Genomic DNA, 17914 nt, shown 5'->3' on the forward strand with positions numbered 1-17914 from the left:
ATCAGCTTTTAGTAAAAGAAATTGCTTTTTGAGCATCAGTTCAAAGGAATTAATTGATAATTATTCTTGGGGATAAATTTTTTAATTTAAAAAAATTAAACATACGTTCTCTTCGACTTAATACTCTTTATAACTGCTTTTCTTAATGAACTTGATACTTTATCTTAAATTAAGAGAGAGAACCATTGAAGGAATAGAGATGTTCACCATTGTGTTTTCTGTCCTATTAATCATCAAGTTTTAAGGAGATCTCATGGACACAAAACCTACTATTCTAGTGACAGGAGGAGCAGGGTATATCGGTTCCCATACTGTACTTGCCCTCCAAGAGTCGGGATACAACGTAATTATCTTAGATAATCTCAGCGAAGGACACCCTGAATTTGTTGAAGATGTATTAAAAGTTAAATTGATTGTGGGAGATATGAATGATCGTCCCTTACTCGATAGACTTTTCGCTCGCCACGACATTGCAGCAGTGATGCACTTTGCTGCCTATATTGCTGTTGGGGAATCAGTAGCTAATCCTGATCGATATTATCGTAATAATGTAGTTGGCACTTTGACTTTATTAGAAGCTATGTTAGCTGCCAACATAAAAAGGTTTGTCTTTTCCTCTACTTGCGCCATCTATGGAATGTCTCAACAAATTCCCATGATGGAGAACCATCCCCAAAATCCCTTGAGTCCCTATGCAGTTAGTAAGGCAATGATAGAACAAATTTTGCAAGACTTTGATCGAGCCTATAATTTAAAGTCCGTAGCTTTCCGTTATTTTAATGCATCAGGAGCCAATCCTCAAGGAGGATTAGGAGAAGATCATCATCCTGAAACTCACTTAATTCCCTTAGCGTTATTAACAGCCTTAAAAATACAGAATTCTCTGTCTATTTTTGGAACGGATTATGATACTCCAGATGGAACAGCAGTTAGAGATTATATTCATGTTGATGATCTAGCTTCAGCTCATGTCCTAGGCTTAGAATACCTTTTGGAAGGAGGAAAAAGTGATATCTTTAATTTAGGTAATGGTAATGGATTTTCCGTACGCGAAGTGATTGAAACCGCTAAAAAAGTAACGCAAATTGATTTTCTGGTTCAAGAAAGTGATCGTCGTCCAGGAGATCCTCCTATCCTGCTCGGAAGTAGCCAAAAAGCCCGGAATACTTTGGGTTGGAAACCTAAGTATCCAGACTTAGAAACCATTGTGAATCATGCTTGGTATTGGCATCAAAAACGCCATGGAAATTTGAATAAGTAAGAAAAATATCTAATTTTTAGATCAAAATTCCTCAAACTTACGGATTTGTGATGAGTTTATATTTATTGATAATGACTCAAGTAGAAAATTGAGGTATTCAGCCAGTGATATATAGTTTACCTCACGGGCAAGTGAGGTAAACTATATATCTGTTTTGCGTAGATTGTCCTCAGTGTCAACTTACCAAAAGAATAAACTTGTTAAACTACTACTTCACAACTTAAAATTCCATCCTTCATAAGAAGGAAAATTATTATATAATATCAATCTGTTCAATTAAGTAACCCACATTATGAGTGATAAAACTGAGCAATTAACCAGCATCGTAAAACATATGGGAGAAGCAATAATTGCAACTACAAATACAGTAGAAAAATTAGCTAAAAAAATAAATGATATATCTGAAAAAATAGAACTACAAGAAAATCAAATACAACAGCAGGGATATCAAGTATTTGCTTTGACTGAATCTGTACAAACCTTAGTGGATAGCCAAAGTGAATCAAAGGAGCAGTTGACCCGGCTAACTAATATCCTCCGAACTCTAGTAACCAATACTACTTCTTCTAATTAGTTATAATGACTTTCTCAAAAAAATGTTTTATAAACGCTTCATTGTTAGTTATTTTATCGAATCTAATTTTGGTTAGTTGTTCTGAAAATAGAGTTTATCAATGTAAAAAAATAATCTCAATTACTCAAGAGATTGCTAAAGAAAGCCAAGCTAATCGTAAAACAGAAGATATCCAAGAAGCACTACAAGTGGCTGACTCTTTTGAAAAAGCAGCAGCCGAGATGAGAAATCTATCTATTTCTGATGAAAATTTAGTTAAATATCAGCTAGGATTTGCTAATATTTACCAAGGATACGCTCAAACAACTCGGAAATTCATACTTGCATTACAAAAAAGGGATATCAACACGGTTAAGTTAATGCAACAGCAACTACAACAATTAGGTCAGAAAGAACCAAAATTAGGAAATAGAATGAATAGTTATTGTCAATCTAAATAATAGTTGTTTATAAAGTAGAACATCTCCCTTAATTTAGGTACGCACTTTCAGTATCTCAGTATTATCCACTAGTTAGAATTCTCTGAATCATGTGATTAACCTGGGAGCCATATCCACCTCCAAACAAATTAAAATGATTTAGAATATGATAAAGATTATAAATTGTTTTTCTTTTTTGATAACCTTTTTCTAAAGGAAAAACTTCATTGTAGCCTCTATAAAATCTACCTGAAAATCCACCAAAGAGTTCTGTCATCGCTAGATCAACTTCATGATCGCCATAATAAGTAGCAGGGTCTAAAATAATCGGTTCTCCTTCCTGAGTTACCGCTACATTTCCAGACCATAAATCCCCGTGGACCAAAGAAGGTTGGGGTTTTCTATTGGACAATAACTTCCTAACCATCTCCACAACTTGAGTACATTCAGGAAAATTACCCCCACGTCGTCTTGCCAACTTCAATTGATAACCAATACGGTATTCTGCGAAAAAATCTGCCCAACTATCAGTCCAGATATTTATCTGAGGAATAGAACCAATCGTATTGTTTTGTTCCCAACCAAATTGATCAGCTCCTTGATAGTGATGCATTGTCCCCAATTTACGCCCCATCTCCTCCCAAGATTGATTAGTCCCTAGACTAAATTGTATCCATTCAAGTACAATGTAACTAATTTTTTCGGACATTCCCCAACAAATTGGTTGAGGAACACGAATGGTCTTAGTGTCTGATATCTGTTTCAAACCCAATGCTTCAGCCGCAAACATTTCCACTTGGGAAGCTTGGTTAATTTTGACAAAATAAGTAATGTTATCCCCAATTAAGGAGTAACATTGATTGATACAGCCTCCATTAACAGAACGTCGGTTTTTAGTCCGAAACTCCTGTTGGGTCGACTGAGAAATGTGTTGAGCGATTTGCGTCCACATTTTTGTTTAGTAATTAATAATTATTTATTAGTAGAATGTACTACCGTAATACCATAGGCATCAGGAGACAAATAGTCAAGAGCAGCTTGTTGTATATCTTCTAAACTCAGAGATTGTATCCGATTTGGATAAATCAAAGCTGATTCCAAATCCTGTAACTGAGAATAATAGTAACCATAAAGATTAGCACGATCACTCGGACTTTCACTACTAAACACAAACCTATTAGCCACCTGAATTCGTACACGATTCAATTCAGTTTCCATCACCAATGTTTGCCTAATATTGGTAATATGCTCAATAATAATTTGTTCCACTTTCAGAATATTTTCTGATAGTAATTGAGCTGAAATATAAAACATTCCTTGAATTTTTTGGGTCATATTACTAACGTTAATGCGGGAAACTAACTTCTTGTCTTCGCGTAAGTCCCGGAATAATCGCGACATTCTTCCCTGTCCTAAAATAACTGCTAATACATCCAAGGCATAGATTCGATCTAATTCAACCAACCCAGGAACTCGCCACATCATTATTAAGCGAGATTGCCGTAAGCTGGAATCATCAAATTCCCGACGTATAATTTTAGTAAAAGAAACTTCAGGTAAAAACTTAACTGCTTTTTTCTCTTGTGTATTTTTTGGCTTAATACTAGAAAACCTACAGGTTTGACTAAAACTCTTCGCTACAATATCAATTAACGTTTCTACCGGAAGATTACCTACTGTCACTGCTGTTACTGATTCAGGTTGATACCAAGTTTTGTGAAAGTCTCGCATTTGTTGGGCAATTAAGCCTTCAATGGTGGATGCTTGACCTAGTACACGACGACGATAGGGCAAGACTTCAAAACAAGTCTCCATCGCTCGGTAAAAAGTCTGAAGACGATGATTATCATTTGACCGACGAATTTCTTCTAAAACCACTAATCGTTCTCGTTCAAATGCCTCATCAGCAATACTAGGATTGAACACCACATCTAATTGCAATGGGGCAAGGTCTCTGAAATCTTGAGGCACACAATTGATGTAGTAATGGGTATAATCTTGGGAAGTCGCCGCATTAGTCAGTGCTCCTCGTCCTTCAACTAATCGTTCAAATTCTCCACTTTTGAGACGAGAAGTTCCTTTAAAAACCATATGTTCTAGGAAATGCGCCATCCCATTAATCTCATTGGATTCCAACACAGATCCTACTTTTAACCAGAGGTTGAAGTTGATCACTTCAACTGGTATTTGTTCGGCAATGATGGTCAACCCATTGGGAAGAAGACGAATTGTAGGAGCATCGAACGCCGAGGTTTTAAACAAAGTTGAAGTCATAAGTTATTTTTGAATAACGGTTATATTTACACAAATGTTAAACTTTTTTGACTCAGTAGAACCAAGGGGTTAGATCGCTCGCTCAATGTAAAAAGCCAAAATGTATTACTCTAAAAAGAGTTTATCTAATTTAAAAATGTTGGCTATAACTGACAGATTAGTGAAATAAAGATATTTTTTAATTTTTTCATAAAAAAACGAAAAAACTGCTAAACTTAGCAATCTTGTTGATATTACTTCTATGTGGTTCCAATTATGAAGTTTTGTCGAGAGCTTTACAAACACCAGAAACTTTATTCTTATCAGCTGAACGAGATTTTTTAGTCAAGGCGACTATTAAGGGTTTAAAGCTAAAACAGCAATTAGTGTAGAGACTGTTGTTTTACAAAATTATTAACCAAAACCAAATTTTATTTATTGTCGTTCTCGAAACTCTACTTTCCGTTTTTGTTTAGCACTTTATCGGATACGCATTAGCCCTAGATGAACTGTAATCAAGACTTATAATTTACTGAGTAATGGATATACAAGTAAATTCAATAAAATTTTGAATGAATATAGATATAGTTTGACTTAAAATTATTAGTGTATTCCAACTGTAACTTATCAAAATACGGAACGTGTTCGATAAAGCTTGTGAGTGTCTCGTTTAGAAAATAGGAGCTTCAAAACACGAGTAAACTCGCTAAAATCAAGAGGAAGACACCAAAAGATAGAGACTCTATGATTCCTACCGTTATTGAAACTTCTGGCCGTGGTGAACGCGCATTTGATATTTACTCTCGTCTGTTACGCGAACGTATTGTTTTTTTGGGACAAGAGGTCAGAGACGAGAATGCTAACCTTATCGTTGCTCAGTTATTATTCCTCGAAGCAGAAGATCCAGAGAAGGACATTTATCTTTATATCAACTCTCCAGGGGGGTCTGTATCGGCGGGACTAGGGATTTTTGATACCATGAATCAAATCCGCCCTGATGTCTCTACCATCTGCATTGGGTTAGCTGCTAGTATGGGAGCTTTCCTTCTCAGTGCAGGAGCTAAAGGAAAGAGGATGAGCTTGCCTAACTCTCGTATTATGATTCATCAACCTTTAGGGGGAGCCCAGGGACAAGCCACAGACATTGAAATTCAAGCTAAAGAGATTCTTTATCTAAAGCAACTACTCAACAGTCATTTAGCACATCATACAGGGAAACCCCTTGAGCAAATCGCTCAAGACACGGAACGAGACTTTTTCATGTCCGCTGAAGAATCTCAAGAATATGGATTAATTGACCAAGTGATTAACCGTAGTCCTTCGGCTAGCAATTCTCCCCCTTCTGCTGTTAATTAGGGAATTAGGGGAAAACCTAATTTAGGGGTTAACCGTCGCCGTTGACCCCTAAATTAGTTTAGCTAACAAGCGTTACTGAGTTATTTTTTAAAATAATTCTTTCCCTCAACTTTTAGGAAAAATTAAGGAGTTGGTAAACTTTCTAGGTAATAAAGAAATTCGAGGAGTTCTTCATCAGAGAGAACTTGACGTGATCGCTTCCCATAAGTTTGAATCAAATATTCGCGTCCTTGTACTTTTGTCCAGCCTAAACGCTTCATTTCTACATTAGAACGGGCAATAATTTCCGAAAACTCAAGAGGTTCTTCAATTGCCGTTATGGAAGATTGTTCTTCAGAAAAAGATCCATCTGGAAGCTCTTGACTCAAGATAGTCGTTGGCGTTGAAATTTTACCTATCTCTGGTTTTGAAATAAATGTTTCTTGTACTTGAGAAGAGCTTGGGGAAACCTCTTCTATCGGTTCAGCTAATTTCTCATTAGAACTAGTAGAATTTTCTTCTACTAAGGAGGGTTTGAGGAAAACTTTATCTACTGGTTCAGTTATGAACTCATTGATGTTGGAAATGGATAATATTTTGCTTGAAGATTGGCTTATAGTTTTTTCAGTAAGAGCTGATAGTTTAGAGGAGCTCGCTTCTACTATAGGAGTTTGGGGAATTTTTACAGAAGTCACAAACGGAACTTGTTGCTCAGGCAATGGTGTTTTAGAGTAGGTTTGAGCAACTACCGAAATGTTCGGAACCTCAGAAGAAAATGATGGGTCATGGATTTTAACTTTTGTCGCCATTGTGCCTAAATCGTAGTTTTCTTGAGTTTGAGAAGTGTTGAAATCATTAGGGTTCAAGGAAACACTATCTAGTTTTAGTACCCTTAAGGCTCTGTTTCTCGCAGCATCTTCAGCTTCTTCAACAGTATTAGCTCCTGCTAAACCTGTTCCTAAAGTAATTGAGCCAACTTGTATTAGTACTCGCACAATATACTTTCCGTGATTAATTGTTACTAATTCACTGATTACACCGCCTTGAGGATAAAGAATTCTGAATTGAGTCAACATAATTTTTTGAGCTACCCGCTACTATCTTTACTTAGTCTATTTGTACTATTTTAGAGGATAAAGGTAGGAAAATATTGAAGACAAACAAGTCAACTATTATAAATGCACCTTGATTTTATGGATTCGTGAAGTTTAGAATTCTTCTTTGTGGAAATATTTGTATTTCTCTTGAAAAGAGATTGCTATGGCTGAGTGAACCTATCTCTCACACTGTTCGTTTATAGCGCAGGTCCCACCGCGCTATAAACGAACAGAACGCATCAAGCCGTAGAGGAATACCTGCGACGGCTTGATAAAAGCGTGCTCAGGGCTTGACATCAAAGCAAGAAAAACTAGAAGATAAAGTAAAGTCCAATCGATACCTAAAACAGGCTAGACAATTAGAGGATAAACCTCATTGCCCTAGCTAGTGGTGGGAAAAATGCCTGAATTTTGCCGGACAATCAAAAGTACGAGAAAGTATTAGAATTGGTAGAAAAACTTTTCTGATAGTTAAGAAACAATACATTTACAGCTGATGAATATTCGGTAACGCTAATTATGGAAATATCTGAATAGAGGTGGATAAATGGCAACATTTTTTATATGAACAAAGTTAGTGAAGCAGTAAAATCCTATGGTTTGGATATGAAAAGCTGCACCGTGCGCTTACGCGACTCGTTAGGGGAATCTAGGATAAAAAATCAACACTGGCTTTCACTTTCGTCAAAGACAAACCTCGCAAGTGTCACTTAACCTTGGTAAAATTGAAGCCTGGATAAGTTTTTGAAAGGGAAGTGTTAGCGTATTAGTTCTTCACACCCACCTTGGACAGAGTTGACGTCCAATGAGAGTAGTCCTTCTCACTAGATAATACGACTCTCATTCTGTTCTCGTAGGACACGACTTTTCAAGTACAAAATCAAAGATTCCTAGGAGCAACTTCACTGTTAATATAGATTTCTAACAATAAATAATGCGGCAAATCCGGATATATCAGGGGTCGCTTCTTGATTGTAAACAGAGGTATAATTGGGAAAGCTAACTTAGCTGTTCTAAAGATTTGAATCTTAAGAATAAAGACAGAATAAAGACGGCAATCACTTAACTGAGCCACGACTTAGTTAGCCAAGCTCCCTAACTAACTAGGCAATCTCCTCATCGAAGAAAGAACTTTTCTTGCTTCATGGTGTCGGATATAGAAGACGTAACAGTTTAGGGAGCTGTCGAGCAACTCTTCTTCTATGATTCCAGCCACCAATAAAATCCACTCACATTTAGTAAGGAAGATTAATAGGTAAATGGAATTTTCAATCGCTACACTTTTGTCCAATTTTACAGATGACAAATTAGTCGCGGCTAAATTTCTGGAAAAAAAGTTGGGGTGTGAAGACGAAGAAAGCATCGAAAAGCTCCAAATCATTTTAGATGTTTTAGAAAAAATCGGAGTTCTAGTTAAGGAGAGGGGGAAATATCGCCGTTTTATAGAGAAAAATCTGGTTGAAGCTAAATTACGCTGTTCAAGCAAGGGATTTTGTTTTGCCATTCAAGATGAAGAAGACGCTGACGATATCTATGTACGAGAAACTCATCTTAGCAATGCGTGGAACGGTGACCGCGTCCTTGTCAAAGTGATTAAAGAAGGCACTCGTCGTCGTTCTCCAGAAGGAGAAGTGAAACTGATTTTAGAGCGGGCAAATCCATCTTTACTTGCTCAGGTAAAAAAAGATGATGGAGATTATAGAGCGATTCCTCTCGATGATCGCTTATTGTTTGAACTTTTACTTAAACAGAATGAGAATAGTTTAGAACAAGCAGTTAACCATCTAGTTCACGTCTCGGTAATACGCTATCCGATTGGAGAACAGCCTCCCTGGGGAACTATCACCCGCATTTTAGGAAGTGATGCTGAAGAAGCTGCAGATACAGATATTGTCTGTTGTAAACACGATTTGCCTCAAGTTTTCCCCGAAGCGGTGGAACGACTGGCGGAAACTTTGCCAAAAACTGTTGATCTGGCTGAAATTGATAAGCGGGTTGACTTGCGTCAACAGTTTACGTTTACCTTTGTTGAAGATGAGCAGCGAGACCACCCTCCTTTTGTTGAAACAGCCTTTACCCTTGAGAAAACTCCCGATCAATACTGGCAATTAGGTGTTCATATCACTGATGTTGCTCATTATGTGACCCCTGATTCGCTCCTCGATAAAACGGCAAAAAAACGAGGGACAACAATTTATTTGGGTGAAAAAGTTCTTCCCTTATTGCCAAAAGCTTTAACTGACTGTTGCTGTATTGTCCCAGGAAAAGATTGTTTAACCATCTCAGTGTTAATTACCTTTGATAAAAATGGTCAAATGACTGAATTCGAAATTCAGCCAACAGTTATTAATGTTGATGAACAACTGACTTACCAAGAAGCTCAAGGGTTATTAGTCCATCTTACCCAGGTGTCTGCCGAACAAGAGGAATTAGCTCAATGTCTTAACCAACTGTTTTTTACCCTTAGTCCCTTAGTTAAAGCACAACGGTTGCAACGAGGAGGGTTTGAACTACAGTTAGAGCCGCGATCACCTTGTCAAGATGAAGGACGTTTAGGAGTCATTATTGCTTCATCCAAGGTTCCTGTGCGATCGCTGTTAATGGAGTTGATAATCCTAGCAGGAAAATCGGTAGCAGATCATCTTTACGCTTTAGGAATTCCCTCCCTTTATTGCGCTCAACCTGAGCCAGATTGGGAAGAATTAGAAGATTTACTAAAACTGGTAGACAACTTAGGAATAGATATACAATTGTCTTCCGAAGAGGAGATTACCGCTCAAGATTATTACAATTTGACTCAAGGATTTAATCAATGTTCATCGGTGCGGGTGTTAAATTTTCTTTTGAAAGATACCCTAAAATCTGCTAAATACAGCAGTCATTCGGCTCCTCATTTCGGCTTGGCTTATCATGACTGTTACACTCATTGTGTTTCTCCTGGTCAACGGTATGGGGATTTATTAGTACAACGTATGATTAAGTTATTGTTTAGTGAAGGGCGTGATCGTCGTACCAAACAAACTAAAACGGGGGTGGATCTCCACAGCAGTCGTTGTCACGTTGACATTAACTGGAATGTTTTACCCCCCGCAATGCAAGAAAGTCTTGAAGAAGAATTTCACGTCTTAGTTTCTCATCTTAACGACCGTGAAAAGTTAGCTGAAGACGCAGAAAAAGATCTCGATGGCTTGAAAAAGGCTGAGAAAATGAAAGAACGCACTGGCCAGGTTTTTCGAGGCTTGATTACGGGAGTTCAATCCTATGGTTTCTTTGTCGAAATTGAAGACCTATTGGTGGAAGGACTCGTTCATGTTAGTTCTTTGAAAGATGATTGGTATGAATATCGCGCCCGTCACGGTTGTTTAGTAGGACGAAAAAACCGCATTGCTTATCGTTTAGGGGATGAAGTTGAAGTAGAGGTAAAAAGTGTAGACTATTATCGTCAGCAGATCGATTTAGTAACTGTCGGGGGCGGAAGCTCCGCTAGAAATGATGATTGGGACGATGACTAATTTTAGCTAAAAGTTAATGGTTAACCGTGAAAAATCAAGAACAGGATTTCAACCAAAAAAGTGAAAACCAGGCATTTAGAGGTTTGTTAAGTTTTTTTTTGGCGCCTCTAGTCATTAGTTTATTAACCCTATTAAGTGGCTGTGTTCACTATGGTGTGAGTGTAGATTTTTTTCAACAACATCGAGGAGAAATTGTACAACATATTAGCTTGGCTGAACAGTTAACTAACTTAAGTCAAACAGAAGCCAATAAATGGTTAGACAGTATTGAAAAACGGGCGAAAAATCTTCAAGGAAAAACTAAACGGATATCTCCTCAAGAGATCATTGTAAAAATCCCTTTCGGGAATGGTAAAGAACTGATTGAGAAATTCAATGAATTTTTTAACCCTCCTACGTCTAGGCTAACTCAGTCCTTTAAGGACAACGATTCAGATTTAGTGGATCTTAAAGCTAAAATGTCTTTAAAACAAGGTAATTGGCTATTCCTAGAACATAATTTACTTAATCTAGAAGTAGATTTACGAACGTTAGGAGTTTTGTCGAGTCAAGGCAATGTTATCCTTAGTACAGGATCGCTAGTAGATTTAGAATTTATTCTAAAGGCTCCTTTTGGACTTAAAAATATTGCCAGTAATACCTCTTTTGAGCAGAAAAATTATCAGATTGTTTGGGAATTAAAACCTGGTCAAATCAATACTATTGAAGCATCTTTTTGGGTCCCTAGTTATTTAGGAATTGGAACTGTTGGAATTATTTTATTGATGTTAATTGGATTTTATGTGAAATATCGACATCTTCCAGGAATACAACTGGCGAAATAAAAGATACAGAAACTTCAACTGATAGTAAAACTGTGACTTAAATACTAATCAATAAAAACTAAAGGTTTTCAAATTATCTAATTTATGATGATGTAATAGGTAATTTTTATGGATTCTAAAATAGAGATTTGTTACTAATAAATATACTAATATGTTGTTATGAATTAACTATTAGATTTCTATACCATTTTATATTAATAGTTCTTAGATAAGATTAAACTAAGTGAGCTTAGATAATAGAACCATGAAAATATAGTTCAAAAATAGTAAGAATTATTGAGGTTTATTTATAGACAAAAAATTTCCCAAAAACGAGAATGGAAGTACGTATAAGTAGTCACCATATCCTGAAGAGAAAGAAGTTTAAAAAATTGGAAAATATGACAAAAATAAAAGAATAGATTAAGTCATTGTTTTTTAACACTTACTAAGTACATACAAGTGGTTTAGTTAAAGCCGAACTAAAACAATGAGAAAATAAAGAATTATATCTATTTTTTCTATACAACTTATAGTCTAGAAATGGATATAATAGAGGTAGGATGGTTTTAAATAAAAATTTATAAAATCGTCGAAAAAATATTTTAAGGGTAAGTATGCCTTAGCTAAGGTGATTAAATAAGGCACCGCTCAAAGTGATTGATATAAATGGTGTCAATTAAAGCAATATAAGTATAATTTAAATTACTTAAATATAAAGATATAAAATAATTGGCTTTTTTGAAATCTATTTAAAGCTACTTGCTCACAAGTAATTTTTGTCATACTACGATTAATAATTACCGTATTCCTGATCAAACTGTGGCTCATTTTTTAAAACTAACCACAGTTTGATTAAGTGTTTAAGCAGTTATAGAATCGATCCTATTCTTCTCAGAAAGATTGTTAGTCCAGAACAAAATTGGAGATTATCCTTGTTCCTGAATATTGGACTGTTGATCCAGATAAATAAAAAGTGACAGTTTTATTACTGACAAAGAGATTATATAAGAAAGTCGTCTACCTCAATAAGGAAAGTTTCAGACTTGATACTTTCCTGCGATTAATGGTAACTGTCGACAATACTTCATGATTTTAGCTTGATAGTAATCAATAAATTAATCTTCATAGCCACTAATTTTTTCTTATCCTAGCTAAAACCTAAAGAAGTTTACTTGTCTATACTGGGTCTGATAAATTAGCAGCCAATGACTTCTAGAATTTTTATTACAACTATGTTTTATGACTCTAAAACTTAATTACATAAAAATAAAACATTCAGTAAAGTTGGGAACTTTGTAAAATGAAACTTTTAACTTTCGTCGATTGTTACTTTATCACGGCTAGCTTAAAAAAGCCAAGGAATTAAAGTCGCTAACATAAGAAACAGAATTAATAACCCCCATGCAGCACGAGTATCATCAGGCTCAGTTAACTCATTCAAACTTGGTCTTTCTAAGTCCCGTTGCAGAAAAAGAATCACAATTACCCAATAAAGAGGAAGGGAGTTTTCTGGGTTAATTAACGTTACAATTCCTAAGACAATTAAGGACACTATTGTAGTTCGCCTTGCAGTTTTTCGTCCATAAATAGCCTGAACAATTCGTCCCCCATCTAACTGACCAGCAGGAAGTAAATTAAGAGCATTAATAACTAATCCTAACCATCCTATAATCGTTAAGGGATGAACATCAATTAACGATTTTTGCAGCTCTTCTCCGAACACCACCCGAGCTAAACTGCCGACTAAAATTGAGCCTTGAAAAAATTGAGTAGGTACTTGAAACAAACTTCCTGGATGGGACAATACCAGTCCAACCGTCAGCAATACAAAGGAAAGTCCCCATCCTGCAGCCGAGCCAGCAAAAGCCACATCAAATAAGGCATTTCGGTTAGGCAGCAAAGATTCGAAGCGAGTAATTGCCCCAAAAGATCCAATTTGCCAGGTGGGAAGAAAAAACGGAACACTCAGGCGCACATTATGACGTTTTGCAATAAGACGATGACTAATTTCATGAGCAATTAAAACTGTCCACAGTCCTAAACTAAGGGGTATAGTTTCTTGATAACGACTCCAGTCACTGAACAAGTCGAATCCTAACAGAATTCCTGATGCTTCTAAACTAGTTAAAATAGTTCCTACAAACAGGACCAAAGCAACATTTTTTTGAACTAAAGTAGTTGGTCGCGGGTCAACAATACTCGGAAGCACTATCACCACAGGTTTCTTTTCCGTTCCTTCTACTAAAAAGAGACGGTACTTATCGAAAAAACGAGCTTTTAATTTTTCTGAAAGGCGATCATAAACTGTGTCAGGTTCCCCTCGCAAATTTCCTTTAAAAATTGCTCCCTCTTGATAAGAAATCGTTTCAGTCGCAAAAAAGGTATCAATGCCAAATATACCTTTAATAAGTTTAAGATCTTCTTCAGGAATGGGTAGAGCATCTGCTACAATTTTGGGGTTAGAGTCAATGCAGGACTTTTCAGATTGATTTACTTGAGACTTCTCAGTCTTACTTTGTTCTTGTAAGCGCCTAGCGGCCTTTTTTTGTAGAATGACATCTTGACCTTCGGCTCTTAGTCTTTTTCCTAGATAAATGTATATTGCTAATGAAGTGATCAACAACAGTAAAATTGCAACTAAATTAAGATAAATTCCGGCAGCGAATAATCCGAAAGATACTAGCCAAGGAACTATCAATACCAACGACTGCAACTCAGCAAAAATTGCTAACCTACCATATAATTTAGCTCGGTTATAACCCCAGGTTATAATTCCCAAGGCGACCAAAATAATTAAGAGTATAGTAGTTGTCTCAGATGGGTTTAACATGATTTATAAGTGCTTAGATAATTGGGGTAGTCGTCTTAGGAGTTATTAGTTAAAACACCAACTATACTGAATTTATATATTTATTATAGGGTACTCAAGCACACCACACTAACATCGACGCTTGTCAAGTTTAATAGATGAGCCTAAGCAGGGTTTTTATCGATTTGGACTGGATATATTTTAAACCCATAAAAACCGTCAATTTCTCCCCTCTCACTCCTTTATCTTCTTAGTCTCAATATATTGATTCAGATAATAAACAGCTTAGATCTTAACTTAAACTGAAAACGGAGGAAACTGTCGATGTTAATGACAGTTTCCTCCATGCTATGAAGTTAACTTATTTCTAACAAAGGTTGTTAACATTCCCTAAAAACATAAACAAATAGGGTAAAACTATAGTATGTCGCCCTCGACGAGGGGTGAGTAGAGTTGACATGATAGATAATTTACAATTAATCTTCATTTAGTGAAATCCTCTTTCCCAATTGGGGAGTATATAGTAATTTTAAAGATGTTTTTTGTACTGTTTCTTTTTTATCAATGGCGCAACTGACACTAAACTTAATTCAAGGAGCCGTTAGCTTTAATTTTAGTCCTGAAGCTGCTCAAACTCTTAAAGGAGAAATTGATGAGTTAATGATGGGTCTTAAAGCTATTTTGACCCAGTCTGTCAGTGGAGGTAGGACTCAGCCTCAAAGGGCTATGGAATATACTTATACAGGAGAGGTTTTTGTTGAACTATTTTGTAATCCTAATATTTATCCAAATCCCTTTGCAGCTAAAGTTTTATTGACGGTCAAAGATGACCATGTTCGACTGACCACAGAAGCTGAACTAACCCGCGTCATCGAAGACTTGGAACAATATCTTAAGCCAGTTGGCTAGTACTGGGACTGATTAATTAACAAGCAAAAGCATTGATTGGGAAGGTTCAGGAATGATGTAGGGAATAGATCATTGTTGATCTGCCATTCAAGGAATTTAACCTAAACTATTTTTGATATAACCAAACCATTTATGAATACAGACAATTAGTTATAACTATTTATGTTTTTTGGGGTTGTATTTTACATATATCCTGACCTTTCTCATCCTAATTACATAAAAATATCCCTTTTATTCTCAATAACTTCTGGGATATCATGAAACCTATTTTTTTAGAAGATTATTTGTTATCTGAACAACAAATAAGTTAAAAACAATTAGGTAGGGATAGAATAATTTTAAAATCGTAAAGTATAAAATTTGAACTTAATTGACCAACAGTCTTTGATTTTAGTCATTATCCCAAGTCGTGCAGGGAATCGGATCACCGATTTGGTCGCTTAGTAAATAATCATGTCTCTCTAATTCTGTTTCCACATACGCCCATCCACGAGGGGAGATATGCTTGCAAACGACATGAATAGGCTTACGATAATTTGTCGTTTCTCTTTTTACTAAGTTGACAGACTTCATCAGCGATAATACTGATTGTATAATGAGTACAGGAAGAGGACTTAAGGACAGGAAGAGCAGTAACACTCATAGCAATTGGTTAAGAAAGTCAATGAGGTCCAATATCTACTATTTTCGAAGTCAGTAGTTAATCAACATAATTTTTGCTGTAACAAAAGCTACAATCTTTTTAGATAAAACATTTAAATCTCTTTAAGAAAAGGTTTATAAGACGTCGGATTTAGCTATGAGGATCGGAAGGCTTAACGTGAACAATGAGGAGGGAAAAATAAGAAAGTCGAAGGTTTGATTGCTTCTCTAACTCATCATAAATCACTTGCCCCGGTTGAGTCGCCCGTTCCACTACCCAAGCATGCTCCAATAAATTTAACCGCCGCAAAATTTCCCACACTTGAGGGTAGACCGAACTAACTTTTAACAAAACTACCACATCAGCCCACCCCAATGTTTGTTCTAAGTCCTCTAAGGTGTAAAGAACAGGGAGAACAGCTAACCGTTGATTCCTAACCGTTAAAGGAAGGTTTAAAACCGAAGCCACAGCCATTGGAGAACAAACCCCTGGAACGGTTTTAATTTTTACTGAGGGGTAATAATATGTGAGTGTCTGGGCTAAATAAGTAAAGGTACTATAAAAGCTGATATCCCCTTCACAGGCAAAAGCCACATCCTTTCCTTGTTGAAGGTAAGACCAGACTTGTTCAGCAGACTGTTTCCAGGCTAATCGTAATTCTTCTTCATTTTGGACATAGGGAAAAGACAGAGGACAAGTTTCCTGCTCAGAAATTAGCCACGGGGAGATAATTGTTTGAGCAATTCCAGACTGATTCCCTACCCCCATGGGAAAAGCAACAACAGATGCCTGTTGCAATAGGCGTACCCCTTTAACTGTAATCAAGTCAGGGTCTCCTGTTCCTACACTGATGCCGTATAAAATTCCGGTTTTTGCTACCATTCGTTTACTTTTCTATTTTAAAACGCAGACTGTTCTCTAAGTTCGGAAACGGTCGGTCAATTTTTAATCCAAAGATGAAAATTGAGCTTTTGCGGCTTAAGAACTGTTGAACTTATTGTAGGTCTGCAGAAAAAATGTTAAATGCTGCTTAACTTACCACAATCTAAAATAAGTCCAATAACAATCAAAACAAACTAATCAATCATAATTTCCTCTTGAGATGGTTTTATAAGTTTAATGAACTTTTTATCTTTACTATTTATAGCTTAGAATCGCCCACAAATAAAGTCTCAATAAGTATATTTAGGATAAGTTATTCTCAAGTTTCAGCAAATAAAATATTTGTTCTTTTACTAATTTTGTTTGATTTGAGTAATTACATTATCGATTTACAATCTTGTTTAGATAATTTTAAAGAAAAACTTCGTCAAATATTGACAAGTTGAAAGCTATCTAAACTCATAGTAGACTCGTAATGATTTAAGGATTCTATCCCACTAACACATTCAATAATGAGATAATTTTACGTTAATTATGTCTGAATCAATTTTCAAAACTTTGAATTACTCAAATGTAGTATCCTCTAAACTTTAGAGTAGTAAATCTTAGTAAATTTGTTGTTTTATTACTTTTTTACAATTTAATTGTAGTTAATTACTTTAAAAGTGATACGCTATATCTAATTTTATTAAAAAACCATTTTTAAATAAAAGTGAATTGATTGATTTATCTAGACCAGAATATTTATATTTTTTTATAAAAAATCTTTGACTATTTTTTAAATCAATATAAGAATCAACTTCTAATTACAATAAAGGTTATATATTTTACTTTATAAAAAATTTTAACAAAAAAAATATATTGTATATAATAAAGGTTTAAAAAACACATAATATATATTTTTTAAAAAAAAGATTATTAACCAGCTACTTCAAAAAAGTTATTTTATTTATTTGTAAAATAGAGAATATTCTCAAATATTAGTTATAAAAATTATTTGCTAAAATTACTCGGTCTTCTCTTTGATTTGCTCCTTGAAAGAGAATAGCGAGCTTTTTTTGTTCTTCATTTAAACTAATTAAAATAAAATTATTTTTATCTATCAAAGTTTTTAATTATATTTAAGACAGTGACAATCTAATCTTAGAAGGAATATAATATTTCTGATACTTTCTTAAAGAGGAGATAGAACTTTAAATATATTTGTTTTTTTACGAAATTTAAGGTTAAATTACTCTGATTTTTAATGATTATCTATGTTAATTTTTAACATAAATTGTAAAAAGTTACACACAAATTAAACTAGAAATAAAATAGAACTGTAAGTTAGCTTGCTAGACAAAATTTTTTGTTGTCTAACATACTACTTTTATGAAATAAATCAAACATCTAAAAAATGTCTTGAATATTATGT

Annotated in this window: 15 protein-coding genes; 8 read left to right on the plus strand and 7 right to left on the minus strand. The window is 35.3% G+C overall.

Annotated features, from left to right (window positions below; all coding sequences use genetic code 11):
- Positions 1–253 precede the first annotated feature (253 nt).
- The 3 genes from galE to RGRSB_RS06525 all read left to right on the plus strand — a co-directional run bounded on the left by galE (position 254) and on the right by RGRSB_RS06525 (position 2275).
- On the plus strand, positions 254–1261 hold the full coding sequence (gene galE / locus RGRSB_RS06515; RefSeq protein WP_119260352.1) for a UDP-glucose 4-epimerase GalE: 1008 nt from the start codon (positions 254–256) through the stop codon (positions 1259–1261).
- A 292-nt stretch (positions 1262–1553) separates the two neighbouring features.
- A complete protein-coding gene (locus tag RGRSB_RS06520) occupies positions 1554–1835 on the plus strand; it encodes a hypothetical protein (protein WP_119260353.1) in 282 nt (93 codons plus the stop codon).
- Positions 1836–1903: 68 nt separating this feature from the next.
- A complete protein-coding gene (locus RGRSB_RS06525; RefSeq protein ID WP_232014482.1) occupies positions 1904–2275 on the plus strand; it encodes a hypothetical protein in 372 nt (123 codons plus the stop codon).
- A gap of 61 nt (positions 2276–2336) precedes the next feature.
- On the opposite strand, the gene RGRSB_RS06530 is transcribed toward RGRSB_RS06525, so the two are convergent.
- On the minus strand, positions 2337–3206 hold the full coding sequence (locus RGRSB_RS06530) for a fructosamine kinase family protein (RefSeq protein ID WP_119260354.1): 870 nt from the start codon (positions 3204–3206) through the stop codon (positions 2337–2339).
- Between the two features lie 20 nt (positions 3207–3226).
- Complete coding sequence (locus tag RGRSB_RS06535; protein ID WP_119260355.1) at positions 3227–4528, minus strand: M16 family metallopeptidase; 1302 nt, start codon at positions 4526–4528, stop codon at positions 3227–3229.
- Positions 4529–5218: 690 nt separating this feature from the next.
- Between RGRSB_RS06535 and clpP the strand changes: the two genes are divergently transcribed.
- On the plus strand, positions 5219–5863 hold the full coding sequence (clpP, locus tag RGRSB_RS06540; protein WP_269460810.1) for an ATP-dependent Clp endopeptidase proteolytic subunit ClpP: 645 nt from the start codon (positions 5219–5221) through the stop codon (positions 5861–5863).
- A gap of 122 nt (positions 5864–5985) precedes the next feature.
- Here the strand turns inward: clpP and RGRSB_RS06545 are convergent, their stop codons facing one another.
- Positions 5986–6921: a hypothetical protein gene (locus RGRSB_RS06545; protein ID WP_420823010.1), complete on the minus strand. Its 936-nt coding sequence runs from the start codon at positions 6919–6921 to the stop codon at positions 5986–5988.
- A gap of 582 nt (positions 6922–7503) precedes the next feature.
- Between RGRSB_RS06545 and RGRSB_RS10155 the strand changes: the two genes are divergently transcribed.
- Positions 7504–7653 carry a hypothetical protein gene (locus tag RGRSB_RS10155; RefSeq protein ID WP_172582062.1) on the plus strand — a complete coding sequence of 50 codons (150 nt, stop codon included), beginning with the start codon at positions 7504–7506 and terminating at the stop codon, positions 7651–7653.
- Positions 7654–8038: 385 nt separating this feature from the next.
- On the opposite strand, the gene RGRSB_RS10160 is transcribed toward RGRSB_RS10155, so the two are convergent.
- A complete protein-coding gene (locus tag RGRSB_RS10160) occupies positions 8039–8230 on the minus strand; it encodes a hypothetical protein (protein ID WP_172581996.1) in 192 nt (63 codons plus the stop codon).
- Here RGRSB_RS10160 and RGRSB_RS06550 point away from each other — a divergent pair.
- Positions 8199–10451, plus strand: a complete 2253-nt coding sequence (locus RGRSB_RS06550) for a ribonuclease R family protein (RefSeq protein ID WP_119260358.1) — start codon at positions 8199–8201, stop codon at positions 10449–10451. The genes RGRSB_RS10160 and RGRSB_RS06550 overlap by 32 nt on opposite strands.
- A gap of 83 nt (positions 10452–10534) precedes the next feature.
- Positions 10535–11275, plus strand: a complete 741-nt coding sequence (locus RGRSB_RS06555; protein ID WP_232014607.1) for a DUF3153 domain-containing protein — start codon at positions 10535–10537, stop codon at positions 11273–11275.
- Between the two features lie 1327 nt (positions 11276–12602).
- Here the strand turns inward: RGRSB_RS06555 and RGRSB_RS06560 are convergent.
- On the minus strand, positions 12603–14087 hold the full coding sequence (locus RGRSB_RS06560) for a site-2 protease family protein (RefSeq protein ID WP_119260360.1): 1485 nt from the start codon (positions 14085–14087) through the stop codon (positions 12603–12605).
- A gap of 543 nt (positions 14088–14630) precedes the next feature.
- On the opposite strand from RGRSB_RS06560, the gene RGRSB_RS06565 reads away from it, so the two are divergent.
- Complete coding sequence (locus RGRSB_RS06565) at positions 14631–14975, plus strand: hypothetical protein (protein ID WP_119260361.1); 345 nt, start codon at positions 14631–14633, stop codon at positions 14973–14975.
- A gap of 390 nt (positions 14976–15365) precedes the next feature.
- Here the strand turns inward: RGRSB_RS06565 and RGRSB_RS06570 are convergent, their stop codons facing one another.
- Positions 15366–15548: a DUF4327 family protein gene (locus tag RGRSB_RS06570; protein ID WP_338063323.1), complete on the minus strand. Its 183-nt coding sequence runs from the start codon at positions 15546–15548 to the stop codon at positions 15366–15368.
- Between the two features lie 220 nt (positions 15549–15768).
- Positions 15769–16500, minus strand: coding sequence for a precorrin-2 C(20)-methyltransferase (locus tag RGRSB_RS06575; RefSeq protein ID WP_119260362.1), 732 nt, complete (start codon positions 16498–16500; stop codon positions 15769–15771).
- Positions 16501–17914: the final 1414 nt, after the last annotated feature.

Origin of the sequence: cyanobacterium endosymbiont of Rhopalodia gibberula (assembly GCF_003574135.1) — a bacterium.
Classification (GTDB): Bacteria; Cyanobacteriota; Cyanobacteriia; order Cyanobacteriales; family Microcystaceae; genus Rippkaea.

What these genes read in the sequence shown, in the direction of transcription:
- galE (WP_119260352.1), top strand. Translation starts at nt 254, where the DNA reads ATGGACACAAAACCTACTATTCTAGTGACAGGAGGAGCAGGGTATATC.
- RGRSB_RS06520 (WP_119260353.1), top strand. Translation starts at nt 1,554, where the DNA reads ATGAGTGATAAAACTGAGCAATTAACCAGCATCGTAAAACATATGGGA.
- RGRSB_RS06530 (WP_119260354.1), bottom strand. Translation starts at nt 3,206, where the DNA reads ATGTGGACGCAAATCGCTCAACACATTTCTCAGTCGACCCAACAGGAG.
- RGRSB_RS06535 (WP_119260355.1), bottom strand. Translation starts at nt 4,528, where the DNA reads ATGACTTCAACTTTGTTTAAAACCTCGGCGTTCGATGCTCCTACAATT.
- RGRSB_RS10155 (WP_172582062.1), top strand. Translation starts at nt 7,504, where the DNA reads ATGAACAAAGTTAGTGAAGCAGTAAAATCCTATGGTTTGGATATGAAA.
- RGRSB_RS06550 (WP_119260358.1), top strand. Translation starts at nt 8,199, where the DNA reads ATGGAATTTTCAATCGCTACACTTTTGTCCAATTTTACAGATGACAAA.
- RGRSB_RS06560 (WP_119260360.1), bottom strand. Translation starts at nt 14,087, where the DNA reads ATGTTAAACCCATCTGAGACAACTACTATACTCTTAATTATTTTGGTC.
- RGRSB_RS06565 (WP_119260361.1), top strand. Translation starts at nt 14,631, where the DNA reads ATGGCGCAACTGACACTAAACTTAATTCAAGGAGCCGTTAGCTTTAAT.
- RGRSB_RS06570 (WP_338063323.1), bottom strand. Translation starts at nt 15,548, where the DNA reads ATGAAGTCTGTCAACTTAGTAAAAAGAGAAACGACAAATTATCGTAAG.
- RGRSB_RS06575 (WP_119260362.1), bottom strand. Translation starts at nt 16,500, where the DNA reads ATGGTAGCAAAAACCGGAATTTTATACGGCATCAGTGTAGGAACAGGA.